Annotated in this window: 12 protein-coding genes and 1 tRNA gene; 5 read left to right on the forward strand and 8 right to left on the reverse strand. The window is 65.0% G+C overall.

The features are described from left to right. A partial coding sequence (locus A5625_RS21660) for a condensation domain-containing protein (RefSeq protein WP_232003783.1) occupies positions 1 to 1006 on the forward strand: 1006 nt, incomplete at its 5' end. 15 nt (positions 1007 to 1021) lie between these two features. Here the strand turns inward: A5625_RS21660 and A5625_RS21665 are convergent. Both A5625_RS21665 and A5625_RS21670 read right to left on the reverse strand, forming a co-directional pair. After that, complete coding sequence (locus A5625_RS21665; RefSeq protein WP_066998763.1) at positions 1022 to 1696, reverse strand: isoprenylcysteine carboxylmethyltransferase family protein; 675 nt, start codon at positions 1694 to 1696, stop codon at positions 1022 to 1024. Between the two features lie 857 nt (positions 1697 to 2553). Further along, positions 2554 to 2630, reverse strand: a tRNA-Leu gene (locus tag A5625_RS21670). A gap of 114 nt (positions 2631 to 2744) precedes the next feature. Here A5625_RS21670 and A5625_RS21675 point away from each other — a divergent pair. Then, a complete protein-coding gene (locus A5625_RS21675) occupies positions 2745 to 3362 on the forward strand; it encodes an ANTAR domain-containing response regulator (RefSeq protein WP_066998766.1) in 618 nt (205 codons plus the stop codon). Between the two features lie 26 nt (positions 3363 to 3388). On the opposite strand, the gene A5625_RS21680 is transcribed toward A5625_RS21675, so the two are convergent. Beyond that, the gene (locus tag A5625_RS21680; RefSeq protein WP_066998769.1) at positions 3389 to 4591 is read right to left on the reverse strand and encodes a lipid-transfer protein; all 1203 of its coding nucleotides are present in this window, start codon (positions 4589 to 4591) and stop codon (positions 3389 to 3391) included. After that, positions 4588 to 5031, reverse strand: coding sequence for a Zn-ribbon domain-containing OB-fold protein (locus tag A5625_RS21685; protein ID WP_066998772.1), 444 nt, complete (start codon positions 5029 to 5031; stop codon positions 4588 to 4590). Before A5625_RS21685 ends, A5625_RS21680 begins: the two co-directional genes overlap by 4 nt. A 115-nt stretch (positions 5032 to 5146) precedes the next feature. Here A5625_RS21685 and polA point away from each other — a divergent pair, with 115 nt between their 5' ends. The 3 genes from polA (at position 5147) to coaE (ending at position 10871) form a co-directional block, all read left to right on the forward strand. After that, positions 5147 to 7855: a DNA polymerase I gene (gene polA, locus A5625_RS21690; RefSeq protein WP_066998775.1), complete on the forward strand. Its 2709-nt coding sequence runs from the start codon at positions 5147 to 5149 to the stop codon at positions 7853 to 7855. A gap of 349 nt (positions 7856 to 8204) precedes the next feature. Further along, positions 8205 to 9641 carry a 30S ribosomal protein S1 gene (rpsA, locus tag A5625_RS21695; protein WP_066998779.1) on the forward strand — a complete coding sequence of 479 codons (1437 nt, stop codon included), beginning with the start codon at positions 8205 to 8207 and terminating at the stop codon, positions 9639 to 9641. A 15-nt stretch (positions 9642 to 9656) separates the two neighbouring features. After that, positions 9657 to 10871, forward strand: a complete 1215-nt coding sequence (gene coaE / locus A5625_RS21700) for a dephospho-CoA kinase (protein ID WP_066998782.1) — start codon at positions 9657 to 9659, stop codon at positions 10869 to 10871. On the opposite strand, the gene A5625_RS21705 is transcribed toward coaE, so the two are convergent. The 4 genes from A5625_RS21705 to ligD (A5625_RS21720) are packed head-to-tail and all read right to left on the reverse strand — an operon-like array spanning position 10868 to position 13989. Then, a complete protein-coding gene (locus tag A5625_RS21705) occupies positions 10868 to 11281 on the reverse strand; it encodes a hypothetical protein (protein ID WP_066998785.1) in 414 nt (137 codons plus the stop codon). The genes coaE and A5625_RS21705 overlap by 4 nt on opposite strands. A gap of 50 nt (positions 11282 to 11331) precedes the next feature. Further along, positions 11332 to 12108, reverse strand: coding sequence for an Fpg/Nei family DNA glycosylase (locus A5625_RS21710; RefSeq protein ID WP_066998788.1), 777 nt, complete (start codon positions 12106 to 12108; stop codon positions 11332 to 11334). Next, the gene (gene ligD / locus A5625_RS21715; protein WP_066998790.1) at positions 12101 to 12991 is read right to left on the reverse strand and encodes a non-homologous end-joining DNA ligase; all 891 of its coding nucleotides are present in this window, start codon (positions 12989 to 12991) and stop codon (positions 12101 to 12103) included. Before ligD (A5625_RS21715) ends, A5625_RS21710 begins: the two co-directional genes overlap by 8 nt. Continuing rightward, positions 12991 to 13989: a non-homologous end-joining DNA ligase gene (gene ligD, locus A5625_RS21720; RefSeq protein ID WP_066998886.1), complete on the reverse strand. Its 999-nt coding sequence runs from the start codon at positions 13987 to 13989 to the stop codon at positions 12991 to 12993. Before ligD (A5625_RS21720) ends, ligD (A5625_RS21715) begins: the two co-directional genes overlap by 1 nt. Positions 13990 to 14009 lie beyond the last annotated feature (20 nt).

Raw genomic sequence — 14009 nt, forward strand, 5'->3', positions numbered from 1 at the left:
GCACGGTGTTGATCAGCAGGCCCACCATCGACTCAACGCCGGGCACCTCGGCGCCCCGCCCGGAGACCACCGCGCCGTCAGCGAACTGGCCCGCTCGCAGCACACCACGGTCAGCACCGTGCTGCAGGGCGCCTGGGCGTTGCTGCTGACCTCGCTGACCGGTCAGCATGATGTCGTCTTCGGCGCGGTGGTCTCCGGGCGGGGCGCCGAGGTGCCCGGCGTTGAGTCGATGGTGGGCCTGCTGATCAACACCGTGCCGGTGCGGGCGCAGATCACACCGGCAACCACCACCGCCGAGCTACTCGACCAACTCCAACACGCCCACACCAAAACCCTTGAGCACCAACACCTGCCGCTGACCGACGTGCACCGCATCACCGGTCATGCCCCGCTGTTCGACACGGTCTTGGTCTATGAGAACTACCCCACCGATCCGGCCACGGTCGCGGCCGACCACCAGTGGGCCATAACCGAATTCACCACTCGCGACTACTATCACTACCCGCTGACGATGCAGGCCGGGCCGGGTCGCGAGTTGCAACTTCTAGTTCAATTCCGCACCGACGTGTTCGACGCGGCCGGCATCGACACCCTCATCGAATGGTTCAACCAGGTATTGGTGGCGATGACCACCGATCCCACCCAGCCCGTGTCATCCATGGACCTGTCTGACGGCAGCGTGCGGTCATTGATACGGGCGGCGACCACGGCGGTGTCGGCACCGCCTCACCACCACGCCAGCGAGGCGCATGGCGTCGCGGGAACCATAGTCGAGGATCTCCTCACCGAGATCTACGCCCAAGTGCTGGGAATAGACCATGTCGGAATCGACGAGTCGTTTTTCGACCTGGGCGGCGATTCAATTTCGGCGATGCGGGCGATCGCCGCGATCAACGCAGCCTTGGATATCGACCTCTCGGTCTCTAATCTGTTCGATGCCCCGTCGATTCGAGGCCTTTGTCAGCAGGCGGGCAGGCGCGTCGGCAAGGAGAAATCCCCGCTATAAGCCGGCGATCGCCGGTTACCACATATGTGGCACCAGGCGATAGCGAACCATCTGCGTATACGCGCCGTATCCATCCAATTCTTTTCGCAGAAGCTCTTCTTCGTCGCGGATGCGCAGGGCCAGCATGATCACACCGGGTATGAGGAAGACGAGTCCCCAGTAGGAACCGAGCGCAAGGGGGATGCCAACCACAATGATCATGTTGCCGCTGTACATGGGGTGCCGCACCAGGCCATACAGACCGGTGGAGCTCAGCGTCTGGCCTTCCTCCACCTGGACTGTTGTCGCGGCGTAGCTGTTCTGAACGGCCACCAGCATCACCACGGTCAGTCCGACGACTACCAGAACGTCGCCGACCACGCAGATTGCGGTTGGCACGGCCGACCAGCCAAAGCGATGGTCAAGGCCGCTGAGCGCGACCGTTGCAGCGACCGTCAGGTACCAGCCGACAATAATGACCTTCTGTGCACTTCGGGTCTCCGCTGTGGGTCCGCCACGCGTCCGCCGTTGAAAGACAACGGGATTCTTGCGCAACAGGTAGATGCCCGGAATCGACGTCGTAAAGAAAGGGACCGCCAGAAAAACCCATGCCTGCCAGTAATTGAGAGTGCCGGCTGCCGAAAACACCAACAAGCCGAATACGACAGGGTCAAGCAGACCCGATAGCAATCTTTTGAGAATGGACCGCACCGAGCCTCCTCACCATACGCGTACCGCACGCTAACAGTTCACACTGCGGTGCTAGAAAGCCGGTACTGCCGGCGCCGCTACTGCGGCATTGTTCGCCACCGGTCGCCACAGCGACCACACAGTCCCGACGCTTTGATGAGCCGTCTGGCTATCGGTGGGCCCCACCTTTCCTAGCGGCCACGGCGCGCCGGTAAGCGCCGAGTATTGAATCTCGTTGATTTTTGCGTCAGTATTGCCGTTTTCGCCCTCGTAAGTTTCCCGGATCTGATAACCATCTTGTTATCGGGTTTACGAGTCATTGTTGGTTGTTTCGCACTGTACGTCTGCTCTGCTTGACACGTGTTCGCCTCGACTAAGGGGTGCCTGATGGCGGGTCTCAGGAGAATCGTTTTTGTATTAATTTTGGCATTTGCTGCGATGCTGATGGATGGCTGCGGCGCGGCCTGTGGTGACCCGAGTTGGCTACTGCGGGTAGCGGGCGATTCCATCGGTAACTACACCGCCCCGCCTGAGGTATCGGCCTCGGGCCAGGTCTGCGTCACTCGGTCATTCGGCGACTGAATCGCCTGGGCCCCTGTCGATTGGCGCCCACGGCGAGATTTCGTGCTGGTCCTCTGCGGTTCGATGGAGCTTCGGCACCGCGATGGCAGACGTTGCTGGTAGTAGTTCTGTGTTGTGCGCCGCGGCTGCGAGGAAACAGCGATGAATTCATCGCGTATCCGCTGTGCTCATCTGAAATGAGACAATCGGTCGCAATTGTGCGGATTTAAAGCAGCGAATTCATGCCATTGGCCGGTATTCGCCGGCTCGGCAGTCGGTGCATCAACGAAGTGTATCCGCTGGACTTGCCAGTGTTCTGGTGCCCTCGGTGAGATTCGAACTCACACTGTACGGGTTTTGAATCCGTTTCCTCTGCCAGTTGGGATACGAGGGCGTGCGGCCTCTTACCTTAAGAGGCAGGCCTCCCACCATAGAGGATCAGGAGTGCTCAGCTGTCTCACCGCCCCCGAGGTCGCTGGTCTGAGGCGTGCACGACACAATATGCGTCATGACAGGCCCCACGACCGACACCGACGCCGCTGTGCCGCGCCGGGTCCTGATCGCTGAAGACGAAGCGCTCATCCGAATGGATCTCGCCGAGATGCTCCGAGAGGAGGGTTACCAGATCGTCGGCGAGGCCGGCGACGGACAGGAAGCCGTCGAGTTGGCCGAGCGCCATCAGCCGGATCTGGTGATCATGGATGTGAAGATGCCGCGCCGCGACGGCATCGATGCAGCCTCGGAGATCGCCAGCAAACGCATCGCCCCGATCGTGGTGTTGACCGCGTTCAGCCAGCGCGACCTGGTGGAACGGGCGCGGGACGCCGGCGCGATGGCCTATCTGGTGAAGCCGTTCACCATCAGCGACCTCATCCCGGCTATCGAACTGGCCGTCAGTCGTTTCAGTGAGATCGCCGAGCTGGAACGCGAGGTGGCCTCGCTGTCCGACCGGCTGGAGACGCGCAAGCTCGTGGAGCGCGCGAAAGGGCTGCTGCAAAGTGAACAGGGCATGACCGAGCCGGAGGCCTTCAAGTGGATTCAGCGGGCCGCCATGGACCGCAGGACCACGATGAAGCGGGTCGCCGAAGTCGTCCTGGAAACCCTGGACCCGTCCAAAGACACCTAGCTCCAGGTCGAGGGTTGGCTGACGCCTTAACGGGCCACGATCACCGATGAGCCGTGGCCGAACAGGCCTTGATTGGCGGTGACACCGACAGTGGCGTTCTCCACCTGCCGGCCGGTGGCCTGACCGCGCAGCTGCCAGGTCAGCTCGCAAACCTGAGCGATCGCCTGGGCGGGAATAGCCTCACCGAAGCACGCCAGGCCACCCGACGGGTTGACCGGAACCCGGCCGCCGATGGTGGTGGCGCCGCTGCGCAGCAGCTGCTCGGCTTCGCCTTTGGGGCACAGGCCCAGGTGCTCGTACCAGTCGAGCTCCAGCGCGGTGGACAGGTCGTAGACCTCGGCCAGGCTCACATCCTCGGGTCCGATGCCGGCCTCGGCGTAGGCGGCATCGAGAATCTGATCTTTGAACACCCGTTCCGGGGCAGCCACGGCAGCGGTGGAATCCGTTGCGATGTCCGGTAATTCGGGCAGATGCTGCGGGTAGCGCGGAGTGACGGTGCTGACCGCGCGCACCGACGGAACGCCGTCGAGCGAGCCCAGGTGCTTGCGCGCGAAATCGGCACTGGCCACGATCAGCGCCGCCGCGCCGTCCGAGGTGGCGCAGATGTCGAGCTGCCGCAACGGATCTGCCACCACCGGACTGGCGAACACATCGTCGGCTGATGCTTCCTTACGGTAGCGGGCATTCGGGTTTTGCAGGCCGTGCCGCGAATTCTTCACCTTCACTTGGGCGAAGTCTTCCGACGTCGCTCCGTAGAGGTCCATCCGGCGGCGCGCGAGCAATGCGAAGTACACCGGGTTCATCGCGCCGATGAGATGGAAGCGCTGCCAGTCGGGGTCGTTCTTACGCTCTCCGCCGACCGGGGCGAAGGCACCCTTAGGCGTGGTATCGGCGCCGATCACCAGGGCGACATCGCAGAAGCCGGCAAGGATTTGGGCCCTGGCGCTCTGCAACGCCTGGGAGCCACTGGCGCACGCGGCATAGCTGGAGCTGACCGGCACGCCATTCCAGCCGAGTTTCTGCGCGAAGGTCGACCCGGCGATGAAGCCCGGGTAGCCGTTGCGGATGGTGTCGGCGCCGGCGACCAGCTGGATCTGTTGCCAGTCCAGGCCGGCTTCGGCCAGTGCGGCGCGCGCGGCGACCACACCGTATTCGGTGAAGTCGCGACCCCACTTGCCCCAGGGGTGCATCCCGGCGCCGAGAATGTACAGCGGTTCCGGAGCGCTCATGACGCCACCTTCCAGGCGTGCACCAGGCGCTGCACGCCGTCGTCGTCGGTGAACAGCGGCATCGTGGTCAGCTCCATCGCCATGCCGACCTTCAGATCCGCCGCCAGCGTGCCCTCGACCACCTTGCCCAGCACGATCAGGCCTTCGTCGGCCAACTCCACGGCGGCGATGGCGAACGGCTCGAACGGATCGGGCGCCGGATACGGCGGCGGTGGCGGATACCGGTTTTCGGTGTAGCTCCACAGCGTTCCCCGCGTCGACAACGCGACGGACTCTAGGGCGTCGCTGGCGCAGGCCGGGTTGGGGCAGTTGTTCTCCCGCGGCGGGAAGACATAGGTGCCGCACTCGGGGCATTTACTGCCGATCAGATGGGAATTTCCGGCGTCGTCGGTGGCGAACCATCCATCGATCGCGGGTTGTTGACTGGTGACCTCTGGCACTCGGCCAGACTACCCAGCCCCGACCCAAAACTGAAACGTGTTGCAGTTCTGCCGCCGGCACGGTTGGGGCGCGTAGCTCGTCACACCGGATGCCTAGAGTGAGACCGTGCCCGCGATGAAAACCGCTACCAAGGCCGGCGAGGATCAAACCACCCCGACGCTCATGCTGCTGGACGGCAATTCACTGGCGTTTCGGGCGTTCTATGCGCTGCCCGCCGAGAACTTCAAAACCCGCGGCGGGCTGACCACCAACGCGGTCTACGGCTTCACCGCCATGCTGATCAACTTGCTGCGCGACGAGGCGCCGACCCACATCGCCGCGGCATTCGACGTGTCGCGGCAGACCTTCCGCTCCGAGCGCTACCCGGAGTACAAGGCCAATCGGTCGGCGACGCCCGACGAGTTCCACGGCCAGATCGACATCACCAAGGAAGTCCTGGCGGCATTGGGCATCACGGTGCTCGCCGAGCCGGGGTTCGAGGCCGACGACCTGATCGCGACCCTGGCCACCCAGGCCGAGAACGAGGGTTACCGGGTGCTGGTGGTCACCGGCGACCGCGACTCATTGCAGTTGGTCAGCGAGAACGTGACGGTGCTGTACCCGCGCAAGGGGGTCAGCGAGTTGACCCGCTTCACCCCGGATGCCGTCGTCGAGAAATACGGGCTGACCCCCAAGCAATACCCCGACTTCGCCGCCCTGCGCGGCGACCCCAGCGACAACCTGCCCGGCATCCCCGGCGTGGGGGAGAAGACCGCCTCCAAGTGGATCGGTGAATACGGATCGCTGCAGGCGCTGGTCGACAACGTCGACTCGGTGCGCGGCAAGGTGGGCGACGCGCTGCGTGAACATCTGGCCAGCGTCATCCGCAACCGCGAGCTCACCGATCTGATCAAAGACGTTCCGCTGGCCCAGACTCCGGACACCCTGCGCCTGCAGCCGTGGGACCGCGACCAGATTCACCGGCTCTTCGACGATCTGGAGTTCCGGGTGCTGCGGGACCGGTTGTTCGAAACACTGGCCGCCGTGGAGCCCGAGGTCGACGAGGGCTTCGACGTGCGCGGCCGCGCGCTGGAACCCGGCGAATTGGCGGTGTGGCTGGCCGAGCACAGCTCGGGCAAGCGGTTCGGCCTGGCCGTCGTCGGAACCCACCTGGCCTACGACGCCGACGCCACCGCGCTGGCCATCGTCTCCGCCGACGGCGAGGGCCGCTACATCGACACCGCGACGCTCGATCCCGAAGACGAAGCGGCGCTGGCGTCTTGGCTGGCCGACCCCGGCCCGCCCAAGGCGCTGCACGAAGCCAAGCTGGCGATGCACGACCTCGCCGGACGTGGCTGGACGCTGGCCGGCGTCACCTCCGATACCGCGCTGGCGGCCTACCTGGTGCGCCCGGGGCAGCGCAGCTTCTCACTCGACGATCTTTCGCTGCGCTACCTGCGCCGCGAGCTGCGCGCGGAAAACCCTGAACAGCAACAGCTTTCGCTACTCGACGACACCGAGGGCACCGACGATCAGGCGGTGCAGACGCTGATCCTGCGTGCGGTGGCGGTGCTGGATCTGGCCGACGCACTCGACGAGGAGTTGGCCCGTATCAACTCCACCTCGTTGTTGAGCGGCTTGGAGCTGCCGGTGCAGGCGGTGCTGGCCGGAATGGAAAACGCCGGTATCGCAGTCGATTTGGACTTGCTCAGCGAGTTGCAGAGCGATTTCGCCCACCAGATCCGTGACGCGGCCGAAGCGGCCTACGCGGTGATCGGCAAACAGATCAATCTGGGCTCGCCAAAACAGTTGCAGGCGGTGCTCTTCGACGAATTGGAGATGCCGAAGACCAAGCGCACCAAGACCGGGTACACCACGGATGCGGATGCTCTGCAGTCGCTCTTCGACAAGACCGGCCACCCGTTCCTGCAGCATCTGCTGGCCCACCGCGACGCCACCCGGCTCAAAGTCACCGTCGACGGGTTGCTGAACTCGGTGGCCTCCGACGGGCGCATCCACACCACGTTCAACCAAACCATCGCGGCGACAGGCAGATTGTCATCGACCGAGCCGAATCTGCAGAACATTCCGATCCGCACCGAGGCGGGCCGTCGGATCCGCGACGGGTTCGTCGTCGGCGACGGTTACAGCGAGCTGATGACGGCCGACTACAGCCAGATCGAGATGCGGATCATGGCCCACCTGTCCAAGGACGAAGGCCTGATCGAGGCGTTCAACACCGGGGAAGACCTGCACTCGTTCGTCGCCTCACGGGCATTCGGCGTGCCGATCGAGGAGGTCACCGCCGAGCTGCGCCGCCGGGTCAAGGCGATGTCCTACGGACTGGCCTACGGATTGAGCGCCTACGGACTGTCCGCGCAGCTCAAGATTTCCACCGAAGAAGCCAAAGACCAGATGGAGCAATACTTCGCCCGGTTCGGCGGGGTACGCGACTACCTGATGGACGTAGTGGAACAAGCCCGCAAGGACGGCTACACGTCGACGGTTTTCGGCCGCCGGCGCTATCTTCCCGAACTCGACAGCAGCAACCGTCAGGTCCGCGAGGCCGCCGAGCGGGCGGCGCTCAACGCACCCATTCAGGGCAGCGCGGCCGACATCATCAAGGTGGCGATGCTCGAAGTCGACAAGGCGATCAAAGATGCCGGCCTTTCCTCTCGCATGCTGCTGCAGGTGCATGACGAGTTGCTGTTCGAGGTCGCGCCCGGCGAGCGAGACCGGCTGGAAGCGCTGGTACGCGACAAAATGGGCGGCGCCTACCCGCTCGACGTCCCGCTGGAGGTGTCGGTGGGTTACGGCCGCTCATGGGACGCCGCCGCGCACTAGCGCGGAGGCGTTGGGCACGCTGAGACGCATTGACAGCGAACAGTTGATGAAGCCGGGAGAAATCTTTTATTTCCGCCAGGAGCAATACGCACGCGATGGATTTCGCCGACCGAATTTGACGCGTTCGTCACGCGCGCTTGACCTGGTCAAACATCGTTGTCCACCAAGGCGAAACCGCTGATCCGCGGCGTAGCCGGCGGAGGGACCCACGCTGAAACCGCAGTTCGTGCCGCCCAGCCGCAAATGGCCGACCGCACTGGTTTGGCCAGCGTGTGCCCAGTCGAGTAGCCTCGACAGGTAAATCCAGAATTGTCCCTACGACCCAACCTGTCCGGAGCAACCCAACAATATGCCGAGTCCCGCCGTCACCTCGCCGCAAGTAGCCGTCAACGACATTGGCTCGAGCGAGGATTTTCTCGCCGCAATAGACAAAACGATCAAGTACTTCAACGATGGCGACATCGTCGAAGGCACGATCGTCAAAGTGGACCGGGACGAGGTGCTCCTCGATATCGGCTACAAGACCGAGGGCGTCATCCCCGCCCGCGAGCTCTCCATCAAGCACGATGTCGACCCCAATGAGGTCGTTACCGTCGGTGATGAGGTCGAAGCCCTGGTCCTCACCAAGGAGGACAAAGAGGGCCGTCTCATTCTGTCCAAGAAGCGCGCGCAGTACGAGCGCGCCTGGGGCACCATCGAGGCGCTCAAAGAGAAGGACGAGGCCGTCAAGGGCACCGTCATCGAGGTGGTCAAGGGTGGCCTGATCCTCGACATCGGGTTGCGCGGCTTCCTGCCCGCATCGCTGGTCGAGATGCGCCGGGTGCGCGATCTGCAGCCGTACATCGGCAAGGAGATCGAAGCCAAGATCATCGAGCTGGACAAGAACCGCAACAACGTGGTGCTGAGCCGCCGCGCCTGGCTGGAGCAGACCCAGTCCGAGGTGCGCAGCGAGTTCCTCAACCAGCTGCAGAAGGGCGCCATCCGCAAGGGTGTGGTCTCTTCCATCGTCAACTTCGGTGCATTCGTCGACCTCGGCGGTGTGGACGGTCTGGTGCACGTTTCCGAGCTGTCCTGGAAGCACATCGACCACCCGTCCGAGGTGGTTCAGGTCGGCGACGAGGTAACCGTCGAGGTGCTCGATGTCGACATGGACCGCGAGCGGGTTTCGTTGTCGCTGAAGGCAACTCAGGAAGACCCGTGGCGTCACTTCGCCCGCACCCACGCCATCGGCCAGATCGTGCCCGGCAAGGTCACCAAGCTGGTTCCGTTCGGTGCGTTCGTGCGGGTCGAGGAGGGCATCGAAGGTCTGGTGCACATCTCCGAGCTGGCCGAGCGCCACGTCGAGGTCCCCGACCAGGTGGTTGCCGTCGGCGACGATGCGATGGTCAAGGTCATCGACATCGACCTGGAGCGGCGCCGGATCTCGTTGTCGCTCAAGCAGGCCAACGAGGACTACACCGAGGAGTTCGACCCGGCGAAGTACGGCATGGCCGACAGCTACGACGAGCAGGGTAACTACATCTTCCCCGAGGGCTTCGACGCCGAGACCAACGAATGGCTCGAAGGATTCGAGAAGCAGCGCGCCGAGTGGGAGGCCCGGTACGCCGAGGCCGAGCGCCGGCACAAGATGCACACCGCGCAGATGGAGAAGTTCGCCGCTGCCGAGGCTGCCGGGCACGCCGAGCAGTCGCCGGGTAACGGTGCTCCTCCGGAAAAGGCGGGCGGATCGCTGGCCAGCGATGCCCAATTGGCCGCTCTGCGGGAGAAACTCGCCGGCAACGCGTGATCTTCTGACCACGCGATGTTGCGCATCGGGTTGACCGGTGGCATTGGCGCCGGCAAGTCGGCGCTGTCGTCCACGTTCGAGGGGTACGGCGCCGTCATCGTCGACGGCGACGTCATCGCACGCGAGGTGGTCCAGCCGGGAACCGAGGGTCTGGCCGCGCTGGTCGAGGCGTTCGGAAGCGACATCCTGCTTCCAGACGGATCGCTGGATCGGCCCGCGTTGGCGGCCAAGGCTTTTCGCGATGACGGGGCACGCAAGACGCTGAACGGGATTGTCCACCCGCTGGTGGGCAATCGCCGTTCGGAGATCATCGCCTCGGTGTCCGAGGATTCCGTTGTGGTCGAGGACATTCCGCTGCTGGTGGAGTCGGGGATGGCGCCGCTGTTCCCGCTCGTCATCATCGTGTACGCCGATGCCGAGGTGCGACTGCGGCGGCTCGTCGACCAACGCGGCATGCCCGAGGAAGATGCCCGCGCCCGGATCGCCGCCCAGGCCAGCGACGACCAGCGCCGCGCGGTCGCCGACATCTGGCTGGACAACTCGGGCAGCCCGGCGGAGCTGGTACAGCGGGCTGAGGACCTGTGGCATAACCGCATCGTGCCGTTCGCGCACAACCTGAGCGCGCGTCAGATCGCCCGGGCGCCGGCCCGGTTGGTGCCGCCCGACCGGAGTTGGGCGGACCAGGCGCAACGAATCCTGAACCGCCTGAAAACCAGCTGCGGCCACCGGGCGCTACGCGTCGATCACATCGGCTCGACCGCGGTGCCGGACTTCCCGGCGCGCGACGTCATCGACATTCAGATCACCGTCGAATCCCTAGCCGTCGCAGACGAACTCGTCGAACCGTTGTTGGCCGCCGGTTACCCGCGCATCGAGCACATCTGCGAAGATGTCGCCAAGGACGACGCCCGCAGTACGCTGAGCCGTTACGACCAGGAGAATGATTCGGCGCTGTGGTCCAAGCGGATTCACGCCTCAGCGGATCCCGGCCGGCCCACCAACGTGCATATCCGAGTGGACGGCTGGCCCAATCAGCAGTTCGCCCTGCTGTTCGTGGACTGGCTGACGGCCGATCCCGACGCCCGCGCCGACTATCTGAGTGTCAAGCAAGCCGCCGAAAAGGGCTGCGGCGCAGACGCCGCGGCTTATGTCGAGGCCAAAGAGCCGTGGTTGCTGGACGCCTACCGGCGGGCCTGGGAGTGGGCCGACTCGACGGGCTGGAAGCCCTAGGGCAAGGGCGCGCCGCACTGCAGCGCCCCGTTCATCGGATCGGCGCTTCCGGCCACCGGTCTGACCATCTGGTCGGATTGGACGAAAACGTTGTCGTCGGCGTCGATTTCGCAGTGCACGTTGGCCGCATACGGGAAATGAAGCACCACCCGCAGGCCCGCTTGCGCTGGGTCGGGCAGCACGGTGTGGGCTTCGAATACGTTGCCGGGCATCGAAGGCAGTCCGGTCGTATTGGTCTGCCCGCCGTTGATGAGGAATGTGGCCTGGCTGCCGGTCGTCAGCGCGTCGATCCTGGCCCGATACGTGATGTTGTGCAGATCCGCCCGTGCCGTTGCCGGATAAAGCGGGGCGCCGGCGGCGATGACCGTCACCGCGGCGACCGGAATCCACCTGCTGCCATGGAAGTTCATAGCAGCTGAGATTACGCCCAACGTCGTCGGCTTCTCCAGGCTGTTAGGGGCTACGGCTGGCAGTGCGGACACCAGAACGACGTCCGGCCGCCGATCCGGCCATGTTGAAGGCGGGTGCCACAGCGCGGGCAGTGCGGGTCGGGCTCGTCGCGCGCCCCGGTGAGCCAGCGTGGCAGGGCAGGCACCCGGCCATGGCGCACCGCGGTGCGCAGTACCCGCGTCATCGCCTGATGCAGGTCCGTCAGGTCATCATCGTCCAACTCCGCGACCGAACGGGTGGGCGGTAACCTGGCTTGCCAGCAGATTTCGTCGGCCAGCAGGTTGCCGAGTCCGGCGATCACGGATTGGTCCATCAGCGTCGTCTTCAGCCGACCCTTCCGCCCGGTGAGGGCGGTGCGAAAGTCCCGCAGGCCAAGGCCCAGCGCGTCGGGCCCCTGCGGGCCGGTGATGTGCGCGAGGTCGTCCTCGTCGCCGGCCAGCCACACCCCACGCAGCTTGCGCAGGTCGGCGTAGCGCAGTTCACCGTGGTCGAGCGACACCACCAGCCGCTCATACTTTTCCGGCTCGGTGCCGGCGGCGGCGAAGTACGGATGTCCGGTCATGCCGCTGTGGATGACCAGCGCCGGACCGTCGGTGGGCAATATCAGCCATTTGCCGTGTCGGCGCGGGGTGCTGAAGCGGTGACCGGCCAGCTGCCGGGCGAGCGCGGCGGCGGAGGTGTTGCGCAGGATTCCCGGGTCGTGGACCCGCACATGCTGAATCCGGCGTCGTGGCAATGTGTTCGCCAGCTCTCGCCGGAACCCTTCCACGTCGGGGAGTTCAGGCACGAAGTGTCGCCAGCCGCTTTATCGGACCGGTCAGCGAGCGCGCATGACGAGACATGGTGGCCCACGGATCAGATTGTCCGGCAAGACGTTTGGGGATATCGCGGATGGTGAACCGATCGGCGCGTAACCGCCGGTCGTCCAGTTCCTCCCACTCCAGTGGCGTCGCGACCGGGGCGCCCGCCCGGGCCCGCACCGAATATGGCGCCACCGCCGTCTGGGCGTACGCGTTTCGCATGACGTCGAGATAGAGTCGCCCGTCGCGCTTCTCCTTGCGCGCTTCCACAGTGCGGTGGGTGGGATCGTCGGCAACCACCACTTCGGCGACATCCCGGGCGAATTGGCGCGCGTTGTCGAAGTCGGTGTCGACCCGCAGCGGCACCACGACGTGTAGCCCGCGTGATCCGGTGGTCTGCAGGTAGTGCGCCAGGCCGAGGTCGCGGAGCACCCCGGCCGTCGCGTGCGCGGCCGCTCGTATCACTGCGAAGTCGCCGTCGGACGGGTCGAGGTCGAACACCAGCCGGTCCGGTTTATCGAGATGGTCCTGTCGTGACTGCCACGCGTGCAGCGTGATGGCGTTCTGGTTGGCGAGCCACCGCAACGCCTCCGGGCGGTCGGCCACCGCATGCACCACGGTGCCACCCTCTTTGGCCACCGCGACGCGGCCCATCCAGGGCGGTAGCGCATCGGCGTAATCCTGCTGGATGAACCCGGTTTGAGCGATTCCGCGGGGGAACCGCTGCACGTTGAGCGCCCGACCGCGCAAATGCGGCAGCATGGCGTCGGCCACGTCGGCGTAGTACCTGACCACATCGGCCTTGGTAATTCCATCGGCGGGGAACAGGACCCGGTCGGGGTGGGTGATCTCCACATCGATGCGGGCCATCAGCGTGTCTCCCGTACCACGTCGGCGGGTTCCTTGTCGGTGCGGATGCCGAGGTAGCGCGGGTGGCGCAACCTGCCGTCGCGGGTCCACTCGCTGAATCCGATCTGCACCACCATTTCCGGGCGCACCCAGTGTGCGCCGTTCTCGCGCAGCAGTCCACGCGAGAACGGCGATTCGTCCCGAACCAGAGGCGACAACCGCTCGTGTAAGCGGTGCAGCGTGGCATCGTCGAAACCGGTACCCACCTTGCCGGCATAAACCAGGTCGCGGCCGTCGTAATAACCCAGCAGCAACGCGCCCAACTCGACCCGGCTGCCCTTGGGGCTGGTGTAGCCACCGACCACGAACTCCTGATCGCGCACGCATTTGAACTTCAGCCAGTTCTTCGAGCGGCCGCTGTCGTAGGTCGAGTCGGCCCGCTTGGCAATTACGCCTTCGTCGCCGCGCTCACACGCGGCCCGGTAGGCGCCGATGCCGTCCTCGACCCGGTGCGGGGCAAACCGCAGCGGGCCACCGAACTCGATTGCGTTGCGTAGCAACTTTTTCCGCCACATCAGTGGCGCGTCGACAGTTGACTTGCCATCGAGGTGCAGCACGTCGAAGACGTAGTAGAAGATGCGCACCGGCGAAGCGCGGGCCACCTCGGGGTCGGTGATGCCGAGCCGGCCCTGTAAGCGGGCGAAGCTGGTGCGGCGCCCCTCGAACGCCACCACCTCGCCGTCGATGACGAAGCGAGTGGTGTGCTGGGCGCTGAGTGCGTCCACCAGCTCGGGGTAGGTTCCGTTGAGCGGCTGGCGATTTCGCGACAGCAGCCGTACCCGCTGGCCGTCGCGAAACGCCAGACAGCGCATGCCGTCGAATTTGCGCTCGAAGATCCATTGCGGGTCGGAAAACCGTTTGTCGGTCAGGGTGGCCAGAGCGGGGGCGTGCCAGTCGGGTACTGGTTCGTCGTGCAGCGTGTCGCGCACTATCGCGGGCAGGCCGGCAAACCCCGTCATCGGCATGCACCGGGCATACC

The organism is Mycobacterium sp. 1465703.0 (assembly GCF_001672975.1).
GTDB lineage: Bacteria > Actinomycetota > Actinomycetes > Mycobacteriales > Mycobacteriaceae > Mycobacterium.